This is a genomic window from Solibacillus sp. FSL W8-0474, assembly GCF_038004065.1.
GTDB classification, from domain to species: Bacteria; Bacillota; Bacilli; order Bacillales_A; family Planococcaceae; genus Solibacillus; species Solibacillus faecavium.
Genome location: NZ_JBBOQJ010000001.1, coordinates 1,134,836 through 1,156,080, shown reverse-complemented (window position 1 = coordinate 1,156,080; position 21,245 = coordinate 1,134,836). Strand labels below are relative to the sequence as shown.

The 21,245-nt window shown below is 33.5% G+C and carries 19 protein-coding genes; all 19 read right to left on the bottom strand.

What is annotated here, in order from left to right; genetic code table 11:
- Positions 1-19: 19 nt before the first annotated feature.
- Positions 20-1,501 (bottom strand): lipopolysaccharide biosynthesis protein, encoded by a 1,482-nt coding sequence (locus tag NYE67_RS05615; RefSeq protein ID WP_340729434.1) that lies wholly within the window; start codon positions 1,499-1,501, stop codon positions 20-22.
- The gene (locus NYE67_RS05610; protein ID WP_340729433.1) at positions 1,486-2,469 is read right to left on the bottom strand and encodes a glycosyltransferase; all 984 of its coding nucleotides are present in this window, start codon (positions 2,467-2,469) and stop codon (positions 1,486-1,488) included. Before NYE67_RS05610 ends, NYE67_RS05615 begins: the two co-directional genes overlap by 16 nt.
- Positions 2,450-3,958 (bottom strand): O-antigen polymerase, encoded by a 1,509-nt coding sequence (locus NYE67_RS05605; RefSeq protein WP_340729432.1) that lies wholly within the window; start codon positions 3,956-3,958, stop codon positions 2,450-2,452. The genes NYE67_RS05610 and NYE67_RS05605 overlap by 20 nt, the downstream gene beginning before the upstream one ends.
- A gap of 30 nt (positions 3,959-3,988) precedes the next feature.
- Positions 3,989-5,098: a glycosyltransferase gene (locus NYE67_RS05600; protein WP_340729431.1), complete on the bottom strand. Its 1,110-nt coding sequence runs from the start codon at positions 5,096-5,098 to the stop codon at positions 3,989-3,991.
- Between the two features lie 4 nt (positions 5,099-5,102).
- Positions 5,103-6,344, bottom strand: coding sequence for a glycosyltransferase (locus tag NYE67_RS05595; RefSeq protein WP_340729430.1), 1,242 nt, complete (start codon positions 6,342-6,344; stop codon positions 5,103-5,105).
- On the bottom strand, positions 6,345-7,472 hold the full coding sequence (gene wecB, locus NYE67_RS05590; protein ID WP_340729429.1) for a non-hydrolyzing UDP-N-acetylglucosamine 2-epimerase: 1,128 nt from the start codon (positions 7,470-7,472) through the stop codon (positions 6,345-6,347).
- A 3-nt stretch (positions 7,473-7,475) separates the two neighbouring features.
- A complete protein-coding gene (locus NYE67_RS05585) occupies positions 7,476-8,585 on the bottom strand; it encodes a capsular polysaccharide biosynthesis protein CapF (RefSeq protein WP_340729428.1) in 1,110 nt (369 codons plus the stop codon).
- A gap of 16 nt (positions 8,586-8,601) precedes the next feature.
- The gene (locus NYE67_RS05580) at positions 8,602-9,639 is read right to left on the bottom strand and encodes a polysaccharide biosynthesis protein (protein ID WP_340729427.1); all 1,038 of its coding nucleotides are present in this window, start codon (positions 9,637-9,639) and stop codon (positions 8,602-8,604) included.
- 17 nt (positions 9,640-9,656) lie between these two features.
- Positions 9,657-10,859, bottom strand: a complete 1,203-nt coding sequence (locus NYE67_RS05575) for a glycosyltransferase family 4 protein (protein ID WP_340729426.1) — start codon at positions 10,857-10,859, stop codon at positions 9,657-9,659.
- The gene (locus tag NYE67_RS05570; protein ID WP_340729425.1) at positions 10,860-11,018 is read right to left on the bottom strand and encodes a hypothetical protein; all 159 of its coding nucleotides are present in this window, start codon (positions 11,016-11,018) and stop codon (positions 10,860-10,862) included.
- A gap of 27 nt (positions 11,019-11,045) precedes the next feature.
- The gene (locus NYE67_RS05565) at positions 11,046-12,881 is read right to left on the bottom strand and encodes a polysaccharide biosynthesis protein (RefSeq protein WP_340729424.1); all 1,836 of its coding nucleotides are present in this window, start codon (positions 12,879-12,881) and stop codon (positions 11,046-11,048) included.
- 114 nt (positions 12,882-12,995) lie between these two features.
- Positions 12,996-14,000, bottom strand: a complete 1,005-nt coding sequence (gene galE, locus NYE67_RS05560; protein WP_340729423.1) for a UDP-glucose 4-epimerase GalE — start codon at positions 13,998-14,000, stop codon at positions 12,996-12,998.
- A 324-nt stretch (positions 14,001-14,324) separates the two neighbouring features.
- Positions 14,325-15,233 (bottom strand): LCP family glycopolymer transferase, encoded by a 909-nt coding sequence (locus NYE67_RS05555; protein WP_340729422.1) that lies wholly within the window; start codon positions 15,231-15,233, stop codon positions 14,325-14,327.
- Between the two features lie 344 nt (positions 15,234-15,577).
- The gene (locus NYE67_RS05550; RefSeq protein ID WP_340729421.1) at positions 15,578-16,066 is read right to left on the bottom strand and encodes a VanZ family protein; all 489 of its coding nucleotides are present in this window, start codon (positions 16,064-16,066) and stop codon (positions 15,578-15,580) included.
- Between the two features lie 95 nt (positions 16,067-16,161).
- Positions 16,162-17,070 carry an LCP family glycopolymer transferase gene (locus NYE67_RS05545; RefSeq protein WP_340729420.1) on the bottom strand — a complete coding sequence of 303 codons (909 nt, stop codon included), beginning with the start codon at positions 17,068-17,070 and terminating at the stop codon, positions 16,162-16,164.
- 193 nt (positions 17,071-17,263) lie between these two features.
- Positions 17,264-18,061, bottom strand: a complete 798-nt coding sequence (locus NYE67_RS05540; protein ID WP_339215582.1) for a TIGR00282 family metallophosphoesterase — start codon at positions 18,059-18,061, stop codon at positions 17,264-17,266.
- A gap of 95 nt (positions 18,062-18,156) precedes the next feature.
- Positions 18,157-18,942 carry an NAD-dependent epimerase/dehydratase family protein gene (locus NYE67_RS05535; protein ID WP_340729419.1) on the bottom strand — a complete coding sequence of 262 codons (786 nt, stop codon included), beginning with the start codon at positions 18,940-18,942 and terminating at the stop codon, positions 18,157-18,159.
- Between the two features lie 356 nt (positions 18,943-19,298).
- A complete protein-coding gene (locus tag NYE67_RS05530; RefSeq protein WP_340729418.1) occupies positions 19,299-20,252 on the bottom strand; it encodes a glycosyltransferase family 2 protein in 954 nt (317 codons plus the stop codon).
- A gap of 48 nt (positions 20,253-20,300) precedes the next feature.
- Positions 20,301-21,212: an ATP-grasp fold amidoligase family protein gene (locus NYE67_RS05525; protein ID WP_340729417.1), complete on the bottom strand. Its 912-nt coding sequence runs from the start codon at positions 21,210-21,212 to the stop codon at positions 20,301-20,303.
- Positions 21,213-21,245: the final 33 nt, after the last annotated feature.

Sequence of the window (21,245 nt, the reverse complement as noted above, 5' to 3'; positions counted from 1 at the left end):
AATTAGTACTGCCCTATAGTTATGCCTTTTCATAACCCTTTAGTTGTATATTTTTTCTACTTTCTAACAGTTGTTTTATTGTTACAAGTAAATAAGAATAACATTCAAGTCTAAAAATGGCAGCTAATCCTATATATAAAACTATGCCAACAAAGACTTGAGCTATTATTGTTATAGAAGAAGATACTGGAAGCCAATGAATTGTATATATAACGGACCCCATAACAATAGCTATGAGAAGGGAAGGCATCACATCATTCATTTGCTCCCGAATACTATAGTTGAGTAATTTTGCATTGGGATATGCATTAATGAACGAGGCTAATACTCCACCAATAACTAAACTAATCGCTACTGCATAAACACCTAAAGGGATACTCGCTATTAATAATATAATGCTCATTAGTTTTTTAATTATTTCCAATTTAAGGAATATATCACTTCTCCCTAATGCATTAATAGCCTGTAAATTGGCTGTATGAATGGGCCATAATGCATAGCAGATACAAAATATTTGTATGAACGGTACAGCAGGTAACCACTTTTCTGTCAGTAAAATCTTAACTAAAGGTTCTGCTGTAACAGCTAGTCCGACCATCATAGGGAAAATGATAAAAGAACTCGTTACAATAGCTCTCCTAACCATCTGTTTCACCCTATGTTGATCATCTTGATGAGAAGATAGTGCAGGAAACATAACAGCTTGTATCGCTCCATTTATATTATTCACAAGTAAGTTAGGGAATTGCTCACCCCGATTATAAAAACCTAATAGAGCTGGACTAAACAACTTACCAATTAATAAATTTCTAATATTAAGATCTATCGCATCAACTAAAGATGATACAAGTAACTTCCATCCAAATGAAAATAGAATCTTAATTCTTTTAAAAGAAAATAGAAATTTCGGTCTCCATTTTATGTTAAACCACAATATTATCGTAACTAGTAGTTGATTTGTTAATTGAAAACCTACCAAAGCCCATACGCCATAATTAGCAGATGCCATCGTTATACCAACAATTCCAGCTAAAATTGAAGCAATCAATGTACTAATAAATAGTTTTTTAAATTGAAATTCTCTAGATATGATAGAATTTTGAATTGCACTAAAAGAAGAAATAAATAAGGTTAAAGCAAGTATTCTTAAAATTAATTTTAATTGAGGTTGTTCAAAAAATGAGGCTATATATGGTGCTGTGAAAAAGAGTAACATGTATAGAGTAAATGCAATAAACAAGTTTAAATAAAAGACCGATGAAAAATCAACTTCATCAACTTTTTTCTTTTGAATTAAAGCTAGATTAAAACCTCCTTGCGTGATGATGCCAGCCATAGAAATAAACACTGTAACTAAAACGATTAATCCAAAATCATTCGGTAATAGCATTCGTGCTAGAACAATCATTACTATAAACTGGATCCCCTGTACCCCACCTCTTTCCATTAGTTTCCACAAAAGAGATGATAGAACTTTAAACTTTGTTATATGGAGTTCCATACAATTATCCTCCTTTTAATTTCTCTGAAAACTTTAGAAATAAAAGGACTATATTGATCCATTAAAATAATAAATTTTCTCTTAAGACTTAATGTTAAATAATATTCTTTATAATTTCCGTTTTTTGCTTCATGGTATTTTTTTTGTTCTAATAAAAAGTAAAATTTATTTTTAATTTTTGTTTTAGTAATAACATTCTCATATCTAAAATCCGTATAAACATTTATATTATCGAGCATTTTTTCAATTTCTGCATAATGCCGCTTTTTATTTTCGATACTATTAAACTCTCTTGCCGTCCAAGAGGCACTATCACCTACTCGGTAAGCTGACATAAATTCATCTATATAATAAACTTTGCCTAACAACGATAAGTTAATAGCATATGGATAATCACCTACTGGCGCATTATCTAAAAATTCATTTCTTTCTAACGCGAATTTTTTTGGGAATAGCATTGAATTTGTTAAAAATAATCCACCACCACCTTCAATGACTTCTTCGACTGTAAAAATTTTATTACCTTTATTGGGCCGATTTGATGATTGTATTGTTTTATCAGCTGCTGCCACTACATGTCCACTATGAACACATAAACTACAATCAATATTTTTTTCCATATAATCAACTTGCTTCTGTAATTTATAAGGATCCGTCCAGTAGTCATCACCTTCACACACGGCAATATATTTTCCTTTTGCACGATTTAAATTAATAAAATTTATAGTATTTACTGAACCCCCTCTAGAATACTGGTTCTCTAATTGAAGAATTGGCTTTATTAAATCAGGATATTTCAGCTCATACTCCTTAATAATTTCAGGTGTTCTATCAGTAGAAGCATCATCATGAATTAATATTTCAAACATGAAATTAGTCTTTTGCATTAAAAAACTTTCGATCGCCTCTGCTATAAAATTCTCATGATTATACGTTAAACAATGAATGCTAACTAGTATGTTTTTCATTATTTACTCTCCCTAAAAGCCAATTTTTAGGACTCATTAGATAACTATAATTCTTAAATAAAAAAGTTAATATAATAATGCATATTGAAATCCAAACAAAATCTCTAACCATATCAACAAAATAGGCTCTTGTCCACCATAATATATTTGGAAATAATATTAACAAAATGGACAATTTAATATACTTTTGCTTTATAAAAAATTCATTTAATTTTAAAGATATATAACTTATTGCCATCCCTATAAATCCAGTAAAAATCATACCAAAATACCCAAAACTATAAAATATCTCCCCTAAATAAGATCCTCCTAAAAATGTCCTTAAATGTATAGGGAAATTATATATATATATTGATTTGGATACAGTAAAATCCAATATACCTCCTAGATTAGGAAATATATTTAATAATGCATATAAATAATTTAATCCATATTGAAAGTCATTAATATTTGAAAAATAATCCATTGCAATACCTAAAGTAATGATGGTACTTCCAAACTCTGCTATGATTGAGAATGGAGAGAAGTCTATAAATGATGATTTAAAGAGTTCCATATAGGTGTCTATACTGTTGATGGACATCATTCGTATTTGACTGATAAAAGTAATAAAAAAACCCATGGTATAAATTAAAATCAAATTCGAGAAAATTTGAAGGGGTTTCAGTTTTACTGTTTTAATAAAATTAAAATAAATGAAATATAATGTTAATAAATATAGAATAGGTTCTCCTCTACCACCTGTAAACATTAATATACCTTTATAAATTGTTGTAAGAAATAAAATTAATAAGACCTTTTTTTCATCCCTTTTATTGCCTATTATTACCATTATTATTCCAATATCAAAAAAACTAGACATAATATATAAAAAGCCTGGCAACCCTAGTTGAAAAGTGTCTAAATAATTTCCATTCAAATACACAATTATTTTACTAAAATCGATATAAAGCATTGGTAATAACCCAAATAGAACAAAAATCGCACCAATATTTTTAGTCAAAAACAATTGATAAATTCCACTTTCGTTATCTATAGGTTTAGAAAAAGATATCTTTGGTTTATTCCTCAAAATAAGTGACATTCCTAGAGTTAAAAATAAATGGCTACATAAGGAAAATAAAGATGCATCTTTGAACATAGTCATTGAAATTGTTAATAGCGGATTCCAGGGTAAATCTATATCAATGTCAAACCCGAAAATAATTACTATACCGAGATGAGTTATAAAAGAAAATATAAAAAATAATATTGTTAATGAAAATAATTTCCCCTCTAGTTTCCTTAATGTAAAAATATTTATGATGAATTGAATGATTGATATTGCGGCAAAAAGAAATACCCATTTTTGAAATGAGTAATCTTTTATATAAACTGCTACAGTGATAAGAAGAATATTAATTGATATCATAATTCCAATAGTAAATAAATTTTCATAATATTGTTTTTTTTTAAGCGGCGTAGTTTCATTTATCAAAATTTCTCTCATCTAATTTTCACCTACGATTTTCTTTAAAATTCAGTATAATGATTGATTTGAATATATTAATTCATATTTGCTAGCTATATTTTCTTTATTGTAACCAATACTCTCTAACGCGTTCATAATTTCTAACTTACTAGCTTTATTTTTCTTTTTAACACCTTTTATTATTCTGTACCAACTCTCAAGATCAGAGGAGGGACTTTGATGAAATAAACCAGCTTTAATGTCATTAGTTTTTGGTACACTAGATGATACGATACAATTTACACCTGAAATTTGGGCTTCTAATAATGCCATAGACATCCCTTCAGAAAATGAGGGCATTAATAAAATATCAGATGTTTGTAGTATTTCTCTTACTTTGTCTGTATTTCCAAGCATTCTCACTCTATTTTCCATCTGATTTGCCTTGATATATTCTTCTAATCGTTTTGAATCCGGTCCATCTCCAGCTATAAGTAAAAATGAATTTGCATTTTCCATTAAAATCTTTTTAAATAGCTGTAAAGCAAACATCGGATTTTTTTCTCCTCCTAAATAACCAACAAAACAATAAATCTCGGCATCTTTAGCAATATTATGTTTAAACATAAATTCATTTATATCTTCTTTTTTTACTTCTAAGAATTTTTCGTGATCAATAAAATTGGGGATAAAATCAAATTCATTTCCAAAAATATAATTCCCTGATTTATCAGCGCATGCTATTTTTTTCGTACAATATATACTATTTAGATATTTTAAAATTGAATATAACCATTCACTAAAAAAAAATTGCTTAGAATTCTTACTTCCATGTGCATGTCCTACTCTAATAGGGATATTTTCTTTTTTTGCAGCTAAACAAGATAGCCAAATAAAGCTTGAGGTATGTGAATGTAGGACATCATAAGGACCATTATTTCTAATAATTTCTCTAATATTATTTACATAACTAAATGGAGTTGTCTCACTTAATCTTTTAACAACAAAATAGTTTCCTTTTATTTTTTTTATTCTTTGTATTACCTCTTTATTAGGTTGTTTGTAAACAATATAATCAAAAATATAATTGTTGGGATCAACTGCCTCCGAAATATTTAGTACCACGGATGCAATACCACCACTATTTAGATTATCTACTACTACTAAGATTCTTTTCATGAAATTAACTCCCTAAATTAGAAGGTAATACTAAACTCTCTGATTCTATACCTTCCTTTAAATATAATTCCAAATATCTATTATACTGATTTTGCCTATTATACTGTTTTGCTCTATTTATACAATCTGAAGAGTTAATTAGATTATTAGTTCTATATGTTTTTAAACAGTCTATTATTCCTATAGTATTTTTAGGATTTATTATTCTCCCACATGTTTCATCGATACTTTCTGTACTTCCTCCTGAATTAAACGTAAAGACAGGTGTTCCACATGCTAATGCTTCAATATTTGTTGTTGGAAAATTATCTTCTAATGTTGGATTTACAAATACATCTGCTGCTGAATAAATTTCTGCTAAATCATTAATGCTATTTGTTAAAGGAATACCAATAATTTGTTTAGGCAATTCTTTCATCTGCTTTTCTGTTAATCCTACTAGTACTATCACTTCATCTTTTTCAAGATTATTTACAAGTTCGATAAAGTGATTTAGACCTTTCTTCCGATTCCATACATTTGCAACTCCAAGTATTATAAATTTATTTTTTAATTTATATTTTTCTCGAAAATCACTAATTGTTGGTTTGAAAATATCCAAATTTATACCATTATGAATTACTTTTGTAGGATAATTGTTTAAAAAGGACTGTTTTACTAAATTCCCCAGCCACTTGGATGGAGTAATTATTGTAAGATCCTTAACCCCTATAAATAATTCTTTTTTCTTTAGAAAGTTTATTTCTGAATTATCCATAATAAAGCTTGTAGGATATTCTTTTTTTTCTGGACAATCAAAACATCCAGTTTTCCATTTATTACAACCTATAAATTCAAAATGAGAACAATGCCCAGTAAAAGCCCAACAATCATGAAGTGTCCAAATAACTCGTTTGTTAATTTCTTTTAAAAATTTAAATAGTATTTCAACATTAAGGTAATATCCGTGAATATTATGGAGATGAATAATATCAGGATTTATTTCTTCTAGAGTTTTAATAAAGGCTTTTGTTGCCTTTACGGATCCAAATCCATGTTTGTCAAAAACCCTTGTTAAGCCTACATGTAAATAATTATCGTAATTACTCCCAATTCTTATTGTATTCTCACAATTTTTCGACAAACCCCTCCCGTATGCTATATAACTCTTATAACTATTCTCAGATAAAGCATGATGAATCTCAGTAGCAATCCTACCAGTACTTCCTATCCCACAAACTGAATTAATTTGCACTACAGTCAGCATTCATCCCACTCCCCACACAACCCGATTCACATAATCCGTATATGACAAAATAATCCTCACTACCTTATCCGATACATTCGACATTCGGTAATCTTCCACCAGCCTAAGCGTACTTACTTCCTGTGTTTCCAAGACCGCCAACCCCTGTAATATTCTCACCTTTTTTAGCCCGACCATCATAACCGCCGCTTCTTCCATTGCTTCTGGTCTTTCATGGGCTTGTCTAATATTGAGTGCTTTGAAACCAAGAATGGACGACTCTTCACTAATGGTTCCGCTATCACTGAGAACCGCTTTAGAATCCATCTGCAGCTTCACGTAATCATTAAATCCTAAAGGCTTCATTATTTTTATGAAAGAATTAAATTCAATCCCATTTGCCTCTATCATTTTCTGCGTTCTTGGATGAGTACTGACGATAACAGGTAGCTTGTACTTATCAGCAATTGCATTCAAGCTTTCTACCAAATCTAGAAAATTCCCCTTTGAATTTATATTTTCTTCACGATGTGCAGAAACAACAAAGTACTTCCCTTTCTCAAGCGCTAATCTCTCCACAACATTTGATTTCTCAATATCCGATTTTCTGGAATGCAACACTTCAAACATTGGACTTCCTGTTTTGATAATACGATCTGCGGGTATCCCCTCATTTAACAAATATTCCCTTGCGATATCACTATAGGTTAAATTAATATCAGCTATATGATCTACAATTTTACGATTAGTTTCTTCCGGCACACGCTGATCAAAACACCGGTTTCCAGCTTCCATATGGAAAATTGGGATATGTCTTTTTTTTGCAGCTAATGCACATAAGCAACTATTCGTGTCTCCCAATACTAAAAAAGCATCTGGTTGAACTTCTTCTAATACTGGATCGATTCGATTTAAAATATTTCCGATTGTTTCGATTGCCGTACCATTTGCTGCATCAAGAAAATAATCCGGTTTTCTTAAATTGAAATCTCTAAAGAACACTTCATTTAATTCGTAGTCATAATTTTGCCCTGTATGGACAAGCGTATGTTCTATCACTTGAGACTTTTCCAGTTTATTGATCACAGCAGATAATCTTATGATTTCTGGCCTTGTTCCAACTACTGTCATAACCTTTAATTTCTTCACAATTTATACCTCCAAATAGTACGTATCCGGCTTTACAGGATTAAAGCATTCATTTACCCACATGACTGTAATAAGATCACTCACTCCAATATTCACAATAGAGTGGGAGTATCCTGTTGGAATATCAACAACCTGCAACTTTTCTCCATTAACTTTGTATTCAATAATGGTATCGGAATCCGGTTTTCTAAATCTGATTAAGGCTTCACCGCTTACCACTAAAAATTTTTCATTTTTTGTACGATGCCAATGATTTCCCTTTGTAATACCAGGCTTTGAGATATTAATCGAAACTTGCCCTCTCTCAGGAGTACGAATAAATTCGGTAAACGAACCTCGATTATCTAGATTCATTTTTAAATCATATGAAAATTGATCAATAGGTAAAAAGCTTAAATATGTGCTGTAAAGCTTTTTCGTAAGTGGATCATCCATGTTCACAATTGCTAAATTACTTCGACTATTTTTGAAGCTTGATATTAACTCTGCTAATTCCCCTAGTAAAATAGTATGGGCAATAGGTACAACACAATAATTACGTAAAACAGTTGGGTTCCCTTTTGTTGCCCGTATAAACTCATCGATCACATCATCGATATAACAAAGCGTCAGCCTCACATTCGGGTCGTGTATTTGGATTTCCATATCCCTTGCAATGTTATAGCAATACGTAGCAACAACACTGTTGTAGTTTGGCCTACTCCATTTGCCGAATATATTTGACAAGCGATATATATAGACTTGTGCCCCTGTTTTCTTTTGGTAATCAAACATTAAATCTTCCATTGCCTTTTTGCTCTTCCCATAAGGATTAGCGAATTCCGCTTGAGTTGAGGAAATTGTTACAATTGGAGATTTATTTCCACTTTTCTTCAACAATTCTAGTAACCGCGATGTAAATTCATAGTTTCCTTCCATAAATTCATTTTCATTTTGTGGTCTGTTTACACCCGCTAAATGAAATACGAAGTTGCTTTCCTTTGCATATTTTTCTAACAGTGAGGGATCGCTATCTCTTGTATACTCAAAGATTTGATAAATACCTTGGCTGCTAAGCTCCGCAATTAAATTTTGTCCGATAAATCCCTTTGCACCTGTTACCAAAATGTTCATTTATCTACTCCACCTTTTAATAAATAATTTGGATATTCTTAGTCCATTCTTTCAATTCGGCTTTGATGTAATCTAACTGGAGTAGAGTTTCTTTAATTTCATCTATTGATAGTATTTTTGTATTGTCTGAATTGTATTCTTCCACAGCCGTGAGTTTTACGTCGCCATTTTCAAAATAGTTAGTATAATTGAGATCCCTTTGATCAGCAGGTACTTTAAAGAACCCTTCTAAGTCCTCTGCTACAGCAAACTCTTCTTTTGTCAGGAGTGTTTCATAGCGTTTTTCGCCATGTCTTGTCCCGATAACTTTTATTTCATTATCCGCATTAAATACTTCCTTTATCGCTTGTGCAAGATCCCCGATTCTACATGCCGGTGATTTTTGCACCATGATGTCTCCTGCTTCAGCATGTTTAAAAGCAAATAATACCAACTCCACAGCCTCGTCCAAACTCATTAAATATCTTGTCATATAGGGATCTGTAATTGTTAAAGGCTGACCGGTTTTAATTTGTTCGATAAATAAAGGAATCACAGAACCACGTGAAGCCATGACATTACCATATCTTGTTCCACAAATTAATGTTTTCTTAGAAGGAACTAATTTTGATTTTGCGACAAAAACTTTTTCCATCATTGCTTTTGAAATCCCCATGGCATTTATTGGGTAGGCAGCTTTATCCGTTGATAAGCAAATGACTTTTTTTACACCATATTCAATTGCAGCAGTTAAAACATTTTCAGTTCCTAAAATATTGGTTTTAACCGCTTCAAGCGGAAAAAATTCACATGATGGTACTTGTTTTAATGCTGCTGCATGGAATATATAATCAACTCCATACATCGCATTTCTTAAACTATCTATATTGCGCACATCTCCAATATAGAATTTCAGTTTATCGTTATTATATTTTTTCCTCATATCATCTTGCTTCTTCTCATCTCGAGAGAAAATACGTATTTCTTTAATATTTGTATTTAAAAATCTTTCCATTACAGCATGTCCAAAAGAACCCGTCCCACCTGTTATTAAAAGTACTTGATTATTAAACATTTTTAACCTCTTTTCAGTTATTTAAAATGACTAGTTATAATCTCATAAGAATGTTTAGCAGTATAGTAATTTTCCAAATATAATCTCGCATTTCCCCCCATTTTATCTCTGAGTTCTGGATTTTCTAATTGTTTTAGTTTTTCATTGAATTGCTCCACATTTTTACTTTCACACCATAAACCAAACTCCCCTTGTTCAATGACTCGCCCTATATCCGTATGAATATCTGTTGCAGCCAACACGGGCATAGATGCCTTCATATAAGAAAGTAATCTTGATGGAAAATTAGGTATTGTAAATCGATGATCGAGGAATATCAGACCTACATCACAACAATCTACTAATAGTTCATACTCTTCTCGAGGCAACTCTTCTATAAGTTTCGCATTAATTGGTTTCTCTCTTTCAAAGTAGTGGTGAAGTTTTTTAAATTCTGTACCAGAACCAGCTATAATAAAAAATACGCAATCATTATTCTTATTACTTTTCAAACATTGAATAAGAAAATCAATTCCTTGAGGTTTTCCAATATTACCACCATAAATAAATTTTGTTTTATCAGTGGGAATATTATGTTTTTTTATGATCTCTTTGAGTCGGCTCTTATCATTTTCTATAGACAAGATCTCAATACCATTAGGACATATTTCAACTTTTAGCGGGTCAATATTTGGATTGTGTTTAAGTATAAAATCAACATTTGCCTGGGACATACAGCCAATAAAGTCCGATATTTTATATAATCTTTCTTCTTTTCTTCTAAAATATTTATAAAATAGACCTTTATTATGAAACATATTTAAATCTACCGCATTCTGTGGAAAAATATCCTTCAATAACAAGTAAGACTTTGCATTATCTCTTTTTTTTATATACCGGATTACCTTTTCAAATGTAATAGGAGGGGTAGAATAAATGATAAAATCAAATTTTACATCCTTGAAGTACTTTTCGATTGCTTTTAAATACTGTCCTTCAATCATTAATGTTGAAATGCCTTTTTCAATAATATTATTTTGAGTTATATTTCCTATTCTTACTTTAAGAAAATGTACATCATTTTCAATTACGTATTGTGTTTGCTTCTTTAATTTCTTTTCAAATGGGGTGACAACATAAATTTGATGACCACCATTTACAAACTGTCTAATTAAATCTGTATAGATCCCCTTTTCTTCTATGCTTTTTATATTAATTAATGAGAGAAATAATATTTTCATCTATTTATTCCCCTCTCTCTTCGCATTTTTTTCTTTTTTATAGTTAAAAGGTAATTTCACAATTGAAATACAATTTTTATCAAAAGCTTCCTTTACATAGTGCCCTTCATATACTTCTTTATTTAAATGTGGTGATGAAAGAAAAATTTTATATTCCATAATGTGAGACTTCCTTCCTTTTAAAATTTAAACTATCGTCTTAGGTAAATTTGCTGAATTATCAAGCCACTTACCATTTGCGACATCAATAAGTTTTTGTTTTAATTCAACCAAATCGCATTCTTCCAGTTCAATTAATACAGCCATTAACAGTTGCTCTTCTATCCTAATGGCTTTACCTACATGGATTTTTGGATAAATATGTTCCTCCTGGATTTCTTCTGCATTCAGCAATTCCTCAAACATTTTTTCTCCTGGGCGAATACCCGTAAATTCAATATCAATTTCGTCTTCTTTAAATCCGGATAATCGAATCAGGTTTTTTGCGAGATCAACAATTTTCATTGGTTCGCCCATATCAAGTACGAATATTTCTCCACCATGTGCAAGTGCACCTGCCTGCAGTACGAGTCTGGATGCTTCAGGGATTGTCATAAAATACCGTGTCATTTCCGGGTGTGTCACAGTGACAGGTCCTCCAGCAGCAATTTGCTCTTTAAATCTTGGAATGACACTCCCCCTTGATCCAAGTACATTACCAAAGCGTACTGCAGCAAAGTTTGTGTCACTATATGTCGCTAAATTTTGAATAATAATCTCCGCAATTCTCTTAGTAGCTCCCATTACATTTGGAGGGTTGACAGCTTTATCTGTAGAAATCATCACAAAATTTGAAACACCGAAAGTATGGGCGGCCTCTGCTATATTTTTTGTACCAAATATGTTATTTTTAACTGCTTCACGTGGGTTGCTTTCCATCATTGGTACATGTTTATGGGCAGCTGCATGATAAATAACATCTGGTTGATATTGTTGGACCACCTCAAAAATCCGCTCCCTATCTTGCACATCTGCAATAATTGGAACAAAATCAATTGTTTTATATTTGTTTTTTTCCAAAAGCTCTAAATGAATTTTATAGATGGAGTTTTCTCCATGTCCGAGTAAGATGATTTTGTGTGGTTGGAATCGTGCTACTTGACGGCATATTTCTGAACCAATCGAACCGCCAGCACCTGTTACGAGGATTATTTTATTTGTTAGATTATCAGAGAGAGTCATCATGTCTAATCTCACTTCTTCACGGCCAAGAAGGTCTTCGATTTTGATTTCCTGCATATCACTAACCGAAACTTTACCTGTCATGACATCTTCTATTTTCGGCATAATTTTGACCGTTGCTTGTGTTTCTCCACAGCGCGAATAAATTTCTTGTATATCTTTTTTACTTAGGGATGGAATAGCCAAAATGATTTCTTCAATCCCTTTAGCCTGCACAATTTGTGGGATATTTTTTGTTGTACCACATACTTTTACACCCATCACCTTCAAGTGTTGTTTATTTCGATCATCATCTACAAACGCCACTACTTGGTAATCGGAGTGATTACGGTTAAGACTGCGTAGAAGAATTGTTCCAGCTGTACCAGCCCCAATTATCAGCACTCGTTTTTTTATTCTACTTGTTTTAAAAGACGACCAATCATGTACGACTCTTAGTAAAAACCGAGATCCACCAATTGATAGAATCAGTAATAACCAGGTAACAATCATTACACGAAAATAAATGTCGTTTTTTATTAACAACTGCACGATACATGCGGTAATAACAGATGTGGTAACAGCGTAACTGATGGTCAATAATTCTCTTATGGAAGCTAAACTCCAGAGGCGATTATAAAGCTGAAAGAGGTAGGCCATTATATGGTAACTAACTAATAAAATGATAGAACTTAAAACGATGACTGTATCCAATTTTATACTTAGTGTAGGATGTAATAAAAAGTAACTAAGAAAAATTGAAGATAATACTATTATTGAATCTAGAATAAAAAAAATGGTGTACCTAGCAGTGTAATTCACTACTTAACCTCCCTCTTGAACAATGAATAATAATTTAGTGATTTAAAATATACGATGTATTACAGCCGTATATATTCTGTATTAGAATTTATTAATACTCGAACTATCGAAAGTTTACTTCAATACTTGATCATAGTTCCGTTCGAACCGCCAGGCATCTCTACACATCGTTTTTAAATCTCTTTTAGCAACCCATCCTAATTCCCTTCTGGCTTTTTGGACATCTGCATAACATGCCGCAATATCCCCTGGTCTACAATCTACCATCTCGTAACTAATTTTAATCCCAGTGGATTCTTCAAATGCTCGAACTAATTGCAAAACACTTGTACCTTGTCCTGTACCTAAATTATAAATCTGTACGCCTTCCCTTTTGGAAGTTAATGCAGCAACATGCCCTTCCGCCAAATCCATCACATGAACATAATCACGGATGCCTGTGCCATCAATTGTCGGGTAATCATTGCCGAATATTTTTAATTTCCCCTGTTTCCCTATTGCTACTTGTGTTATATAAGGCATTAAATTATTTGGTGGTCCATTTGGTATCTCACCAATTAAGCCGCTTTCATGAGCACCGACTGGATTAAAATAACGAAGTAAAGAAACCGAAAATGATGGATTCGCCTGAGCGATATCCTTTAGAATTCTTTCACATATTGACTTCGTTTCACCGTATGGGTTCGTAGTGGGTAATAAATCCATAGTTTCAACAAAGGGTACTTCATTTTCTCCATACACAGTAGCCGAGGAACTAAATACAAACTGATTGATACCAAATTTTAAACAGGCCTTGGCTAATACAAGGGTACTGATTATATTATTTTCATAATAAGTTGAAGGTTTTTTAATAGATTCGCCGACCGCTTTCAGCCCTGCAAAGTGGATAACGCCATTGAGTTTATGTTTTCTGAAAATACATTCGACGGCCTGTTTATCAGTTACATCAATCTCGTAAAAAGGAATATCTTGACCTGTAATATATTTGATATTCTCAATTGTTTCTCTTTTACTATTGCTAAGATTATCCGCGACAACTACTGAATAACCTGCATCTATTAGTGCTATACATGTATGTGAACCAATGTATCCTGTACCGCCAGTCACTAAAATATTCATGACATTCCTCCCTGAAACTATTAAACCTATACATAGACTGGATAAATATAAATTTAAAACATATTCTCTCTAATAAATTATTTAGTCGTTTTAGCATATTCTCAAGAAATAGAAACTATTCATTTATCCTAAAAAAAGAGACTAGAACCTTGTTTTCGACAAGTTTCTAGTCCCTTCTTCATCATTAATTTTTTCCGCCCGTTATCCACTGTGTCTATATACCCATTAATTGAAATAGGCATTGGAAGTACTTATATCCTTTACCTGAAAAAATATTAGCATCTAAGTCCCAATCCTATTACTGTACCCTGTATAATGGATTACTTAGATCTCCAAATGCTCTCTAAGGTTCCCCTGAATTTCCTGTAGTTCCCATTCATCAGGTAAATAATAATATATATTATTTTTCATCATGGATGTACCATTATTCATATACAACTGTTCAATTTGTTTAAAGCTGTCTCCGTAATTTTTTCGTATTTTAAGGACATCTTCAAAAACAATATTTAGCTCAACATTTTTTTCTACTGCTTCAAAAATCGATTTGTAGTTCCACACCGTATTAAGCGACATGCTCTCTTGTAAAACACCCTGAATGACTTGCTTTTGGCGATTTTGTCTACCGAAATCCCCTGAAGGATCATCATAACGCATCCGCACATATTTTAAAGACTTCTCGCCGTCCATTTTCAACTGTCCAGCGGGAAAACTTTCTCCATCATAATTAAATGCAAGGGTATTTTCAACAGTAATTCCTCCCACGATGTCGATAATATCGACAAAGCTTTCCATATTCACTTTCACTACATAGTCAATCGGAATATTTAATAAGTTTTCTACTGATTTCATCGACATTTCCATCCCGCCAAACGAATAGGCATGATTGATCTTATCTTTAAACCCTTTTCCAATCATCTCTGTATACGTATCGCGTGGTATGCTAAGCATTTTGGTCGTTTCCAAAGTTGGATTGACCGTTAAAACAATCATTGTATCAGAGCGACCGCCATCACCATCTCGTTCATCTACCCCTAAAATTAGGGCTGAAATAGGTTCTTTTTTTGTTTTAATATCGACTGGCTGCGCACGAACCTCAGAAAGGCGTTCTCCAATTGGTGTATAAATTTCTTCTGCTGTGCTTTTGATGTCTCCATATACTTTCATAAACATAATGAGGCTTACACTACATAAAACTAATGCAATACTACCTAACCACTTCCAGACTTTTTTCATGTAAATTGCTCCCTTTAGCTAAAGTAAATTCCGACATTTAATTTAAATATTTTCCAGCAAATATATCAGTTGATAACACATTCAAATAATTCTTGCTCATCAACTTCCTTACGAGCAATATAACCTTGCCTTTTTAACTAAATTTCCAACCTTGTTATTAGTTATTCTTTAAACCAAAAAATAATTCATAGGAAGTTTTCTCTTTTTAAAATTTGCTAGATTCAGCTTCCTTCGACTCCAATAAAAAAACACCTATCATTGATACAAAAGGTAGGTGCCACTCTTGTTCAATGATAGGTGTTTAAAGTCTTCTTTCTATTTAGCTACGTTACTGATTATGTTCATTAATCAACACACTTTTCTTGATGAATCTCTTTCTTAATTTTACCAATAAAACTAATAATAGAGGCAATCATAATTCCACTAGCCGCCCCTGCACAGTCAATTAGGACATCCTTTAATTGCCCGCCTCTTCCATCAACGAATAACTGATGATATTCATCCGCAACTGCGTAAGCCATACATAAAAAGAAAGCAAGTAATATACTGAGAAATCCTTTCATCCCACTCATCTTAAGTGCTGTAAACACGAAGATTCCAAGGAAAAAAAAGATAATAAAATGCGCATTTTTCCTCACCACGTGATTAGCCTGTTTGGCATCTTCCCACGGGGTAACGACTTCAACGATTTTGTTAATTTGTTCTGTAACACCCTTACTCAAACCATTCGAAACATGTGCTGGCTGCTGAGACAAGTAAAAAATAAATAGCATCCAAAAAATAACGATTCCCCAGGAAAGTACTTTTACAATTTTAATATCTATCCACCCCAAATCATACTACCAATGTAATTATATCACCAAAATAATACATCAAAAGTAACTTACATTACAGCAGTTAACTTTAGCTTTACGACGTATATAGGTATTTAAACCTCCATATGTTCCTTCAAGTTTTCCTGAATAGCCTTCAATTCACTTTCATCAAGAATATAGTAATAAATACCGTCCAACTTCGTATTTGTGCCTTTGTTCATATAAAGCTGCTCTATCTTTTTTAAACTATCACCGTAATTTTTTTGAATACTTAGGAGATCTTCAAATGGGACATTCATTTCTACATTTTTCTCCAAAGTTTTGAAAATCGATTTATAATTCCACACCTTTTTTATTAATAAGCTTTCGTCTAAAACGCCTTGAATCACTTGTTTCTGCCGATTTTGTCTACCAAAATCTCCAGTAGGATCGTCATAGCGCATGCGTACGTATTTCAAAGACTGCTCACCATTGAGTACTAATTCCCCAATCGGAAAATGCTCTCCCTGAAAATTGAAATTCAAAGTGTTTTTAACCTTTACCCCACCTAGGATATCTATAATATCGACAAAACTTACCATATTCACTTTCACTACATAATCAATCGGAATGCCCAATAAATTTTCCACCGATTTCATCGACATTTCCATGCCGCCAAAGGAATAAGCATGATTGATCTTGTCTTTAAAGTCTTTCCCCACCATCTCGGTATAAGTGTCCCGTGGTATACTCAGCATTTTTGTCGTTTGAAGTGTCGGATTGACGGTCAAAACAATCATTGTATCCGAGCGCCCTACATCGCCTTCTCGTTCATCTACCCCTAAAACGAGCACTGAAAACGGCTCCAATTCTGTTGTAATATTGACTGGCTGCATCCTAATTTCAGATGATTTTTCCTCCATCGGTGTATAGATTTCATTTGCAGTACTTTTTATATCTCCATATACATTCATAATGACAATGAGACTCATACTGACCAAAACAACCGCGGTGCTAATTATCCATTTCCATGCTTTTTTCATCCTAATTCTCCTCAGACTCTTTTCAACTATAATAGAGAGCATATGAACTATAATTTCCACCGCAATTGTTAAATATTCACTGACTTTATGCCATTTAATATCCTATAAAAAAACACCTACACATTGAATAAAAATAGGCAATAGCCAAGTTTTTCAATGGTAGGTGTTATATGTTGATATTATTTACTTTTATCTATGCTCGAAAAGGATTGTCTTCATTAATCAAAACACGTTCCTGTCTAATTGCTTTCCCTGTTTTATCATCAATTTCAACAAAGAATGCACTCAATACAGCACGGCCTTTTTTCGGTACTTCATAACGTGCTGGCATATTTGTCAAAAATTTATAAATGACATTGTCTTTCCCCATACCGAGCACTTCGTCGTACGGTCCAGTCATGCCAACATCTGTAATATATGCTGTACCACCCGGATATATACGATTGTCAGCTGTTTGTACATGCGTATGCGTTCCAACAACAACAGACGCTTTGCCATCCAAATGCCAGCTTAACGCAATCTTTTCACTTGTCGCTTCTGCATGGAAATCGACAAATACGATTGGCGACGTTTTTTTCGCTTCTTCGACCATTTCTACTGCCATTGCAAATGGATCTTCATGCGGCGGTAAAAATACACGACCGTGTAAGTTAATAACTGAAATCGTCACACCATTCTTCGATACTTGCGTCATACCGCGACCTGGTGCATCTTTCGAAAAGTTTGCCGGACGGACTAAATAATCCGCATCATCGATAAAATCAAAAATGTCTTTGTTATCCCACGTATGGTTACCCATCGTAATGACATCGACACCCATTTGCAGCAAATCATTATAAATTGCACGTGTAATGCCGCGCCCTGCTGCAGCATTTTCTCCGTTCGCAATCACTACATCCAAATTATATTTTTTCTTTAATCGGGGTAAATACTGTTCAACAGCGTCTCGACCGATTGAACCTACGATATCTCCAATAAATAATACTTTCATTTTAAACAACCACACTTTCTCATCTTAAGCATTTATTTTACCATTGTTTTTGGAATGTACGCAAAAAAACTGCTACAATTTGAATTGTAACAGAATCAGAAGTTGAAATTTTTGTTTTGATGACCATTCCATGTGTCTGAAATGATACTCTGCAAGTTTTTCTCAGCATATAAGCCTAATTCTTGCTGTATTTTTTGCAAACTCGCAATGAATACGGGTGTATCTTCTATACGGCTACCTGAATTAGTAATCGTCTCTTTTTCTTTCGTTTCCTTTACCGAGTAATCTTGCCCATTCCCTAAATTATAAATTTTAAATGACTGCTCATTTTTTATAACCGTTTCTAATGCAAAAGAATAGGCATTTACTAAATCCTCTATTTGTGTATCCGAAACATTTAAATAGCGCAGTACAATACAGTTCATCTTATAGGCCATCGTATAATCCTGCAAAATTTGTTCGCTAAAATATTTAGACCTTGCATATGGATTCGTCGTCTCGATATAGCTTTTCTCATCCAAAGGCTCTGTTAAAGCTGTAGACGAGTAAACAATATTTTTAACATGATGTGCTCGCATTATTTTCAGCAACACTAACGTTGCCGTCACATTGTTTTCATAATAAAATTGCGGATTTTCACTGGATTCAACTTCCAGGCCTGTTGCTGCCAAATGCACAACAGTCTTAATTGGGAAAAGAGAAAAAACCTGTGTTAAGCGTTTTTCATCTGCTATGTCCCCTTCAATAAAGATCGCCTGTTCATTTACTGCTTCGCGGCTCCCTGTCGATAAATTATCATACACAACCACCCGTTCTGTCTCGACTAAGCGATTTACAACGTGACTCCCAATATAGCCTGCTCCCCCAACGACTAAAATCATCGTGCATTACCCCTTTCTATGTGTAAATAAATCTCTTTATATGGTAATGATGTCCTCATGATGCATCTAGTTATTTATATATATTAAATAGGTCCCCCTTATAGTGGGGTTATTTTCATTGCGGGTCGGACGCTTTCCAGGGGGCAAGAACTAGAGTCAAATGTGTTGTCTCTGATTCTTTGCGCCGAGGATTGAGGCCAGCACGATGCTGGTCATGAATGCGTTGTCACAGGACGTGACGCTTTTAGCATTCCTTCCTCTTTATGCGACCTACGCAGAAGCAACGCCTTAAACTGGAGCCGCCTACCCCTCCATTTTCTCTGATAATTACTTTTATCAACCCAATAGAATGCACATCAAGCCTTAACTTTCCGTACTAACCGGAAAAATGTCGGGTATACTCTCAATTTTACTAACGGCTTCATCATCCGGTGTTTCCATGGCAGCTGGGAGAAATTTTTGCTCTCTCTTATAATTTGCCGTTCAAGAGATTTTAATTGCCTAGTGTTCGAAGTGGTCAATAAAACATAATGATAGCGGTGAATATACAGCCGTAAATTTAACGCTTCTATTACATTCCGGTATTGCCTCTTATCAAAAAACTGCTTTAGTTGAGCGTATGTTTGCTCATGCGATTGGGCAATGGACGGGTTGTAGATTTTAGCAGGCCTACCTTCGCTTTGTACAAAGTTGTACTGCGGCTCATTGACAATCGCAATTTTTTTCGCAAACGATAAATAACGGGCAACAAACCCTACATCCTCAAAGAAGGTGCGATTTTCAAAATACAGTTTCTCATCGTGAATGATTTTTCGTAAAAACAGCTTATTCCACGCCACCGTATATGCTTCATTATGCTTTGCCAAAAAATAATCTACCGGATTTGTTTTAGACAATAACGCTTCATTGATTTTATAATGCTTTTTGCGGTTCGTTTCCGGCCAATATTTCGTATAGCCGCATAAAACGAAATCTGCATATTTTTGCTCTGCCCGCTCGACAAGCTTTTCATACATTTTATATTCAACGAAATCATTTCCGTCAACAAAGGCAATATATTTCCCCTTAGCCTCTTTTATGCCATCATTGCGTGCTTCACTTAAACCTGGCTGATCAGATGCAATGAGACGAAAACGGTCATCCTCTTTTACGAACTCTTCACAAAGACGGACTGTTTCATCGGTAAAAGCGTGGTTAACAATAAGCACTTCAATCGCTTGTAAAGATTGGTTTTGCAAGCTATGAAGACACTGTTTAATAGAGCCTTCCATACTATGGGCAGCGACAATTATTGATACAATTGGAATCATGTAAAATCCTCCTTGCAAATTAGGTGATAAATAACTTAGAACATCTTTTTAAGATTTTGATCGAGCGATTGAAATGGGTTGCTTTCGTTTCCCGATATTTAGTTCGAGCAATTGCCCAAGCTCTCGGTTCGCCTGCTCATGAATTTGAATATTCAAGCAGGCATCCGGTGTAAAGCTCAGTTTATTAAAATAAATTTTCTCATCCACAATATTCAAATCGACACGGACATACGTAAATGGCTTACTTAGCTTTTTAGCAATTGCCAATAGCTCTTCCAGCTGTTTCGGCTTCGTTTCCGAAATGTCATAAGGGAACTTCTTCTCAATATATCCTGTATCATTCCAATCAGGTGTCAGCATCACCGTTTGCTGCTTTGATGTGTTGCGCTCTAATGCAAGTTCAATAATTTTCGGCTCCCCATGGAAGCAATGAATTTTGTATGCAATGGAAATGTCGCTTCTTGAAGGCTCTATATATTGCTCAATAATAATTTTCGGTTTAATCTTTAAATAATGAGGTTCTGCATTGATAAGTCCGTAGTTCGTCGCCATCATTTCTGCTAATTGTAATCTCGTTTTTTCGTAATCCAATTCTCTTTTATTCTCGCAAACAATTGTAAACCCAGAGCCATGCGTGCATTTCATAACGAATTTCCTTGGTAACTGCTCAAAAATAATATCCTCTATTTCTTCAAAAATACCGATAATCGGTACTAATAAATGACTATATCCGAGCGCAATCATATATTCCCGCATCTTCACTTTATCCGTAAATCTCACTTTGAACTCTACATCCTCAAACAATTTAAGCCACATTAGCTTCTCGCTGAACGTTTGCGGATTGCTCAAATTCAAACTATGTTTAAACGTTTTCCAGAACAGCATTTTACTTGCAAAGACCGGGGATATTTTCACAATCTGCGCAAATGTAAAACGCTTCGCTTTTAAAGTTGTTTGCATTAACTAGCCTCCTCTTTCACATTACTAATAGTC

Coding starts and splice junctions, on each gene's coding strand:
- NYE67_RS05555 (WP_340729422.1), bottom strand. CDS start 15,233: ATGAAAAAAGTCTGGAAGTGGTTAGGTAGTATTGCATTAGTTTTATGT.
- NYE67_RS05600 (WP_340729431.1), bottom strand. CDS start 5,098: ATGAAAAGAATCTTAGTAGTAGTAGATAATCTAAATAGTGGTGGTATT.
- NYE67_RS05545 (WP_340729420.1), bottom strand. CDS start 17,070: ATGAAAAAAGCATGGAAATGGATAATTAGCACCGCGGTTGTTTTGGTC.
- NYE67_RS05595 (WP_340729430.1), bottom strand. CDS start 6,344: ATGCTGACTGTAGTGCAAATTAATTCAGTTTGTGGGATAGGAAGTACT.
- galE (WP_340729423.1), bottom strand. CDS start 14,000: ATGAATATTTTAGTGACTGGCGGTACAGGATACATTGGTTCACATACA.
- NYE67_RS05585 (WP_340729428.1), bottom strand. CDS start 8,585: ATGAACATTTTGGTAACAGGTGCAAAGGGATTTATCGGACAAAATTTA.
- NYE67_RS05530 (WP_340729418.1), bottom strand. CDS start 20,252: ATGATTCCAATTGTATCAATAATTGTCGCTGCCCATAGTATGGAAGGC.
- NYE67_RS05580 (WP_340729427.1), bottom strand. CDS start 9,639: ATGTTTAATAATCAAGTACTTTTAATAACAGGTGGGACGGGTTCTTTT.
- NYE67_RS05575 (WP_340729426.1), bottom strand. CDS start 10,859: ATGAAAATATTATTTCTCTCATTAATTAATATAAAAAGCATAGAAGAA.
- NYE67_RS05525 (WP_340729417.1), bottom strand. CDS start 21,212: ATGCAAACAACTTTAAAAGCGAAGCGTTTTACATTTGCGCAGATTGTG.
- NYE67_RS05615 (WP_340729434.1), bottom strand. CDS start 1,501: ATGGAACTCCATATAACAAAGTTTAAAGTTCTATCATCTCTTTTGTGG.
- NYE67_RS05570 (WP_340729425.1), bottom strand. CDS start 11,018: ATGGAATATAAAATTTTTCTTTCATCACCACATTTAAATAAAGAAGTA.
- NYE67_RS05540 (WP_339215582.1), bottom strand. CDS start 18,061: ATGAAAGTATTATTTATTGGAGATATCGTAGGTTCAATCGGTCGAGAC.
- NYE67_RS05610 (WP_340729433.1), bottom strand. CDS start 2,469: ATGAAAAACATACTAGTTAGCATTCATTGTTTAACGTATAATCATGAG.
- NYE67_RS05605 (WP_340729432.1), bottom strand. CDS start 3,958: ATGAGAGAAATTTTGATAAATGAAACTACGCCGCTTAAAAAAAAACAA.
- NYE67_RS05535 (WP_340729419.1), bottom strand. CDS start 18,942: ATGATTTTAGTCGTTGGGGGAGCAGGCTATATTGGGAGTCACGTTGTA.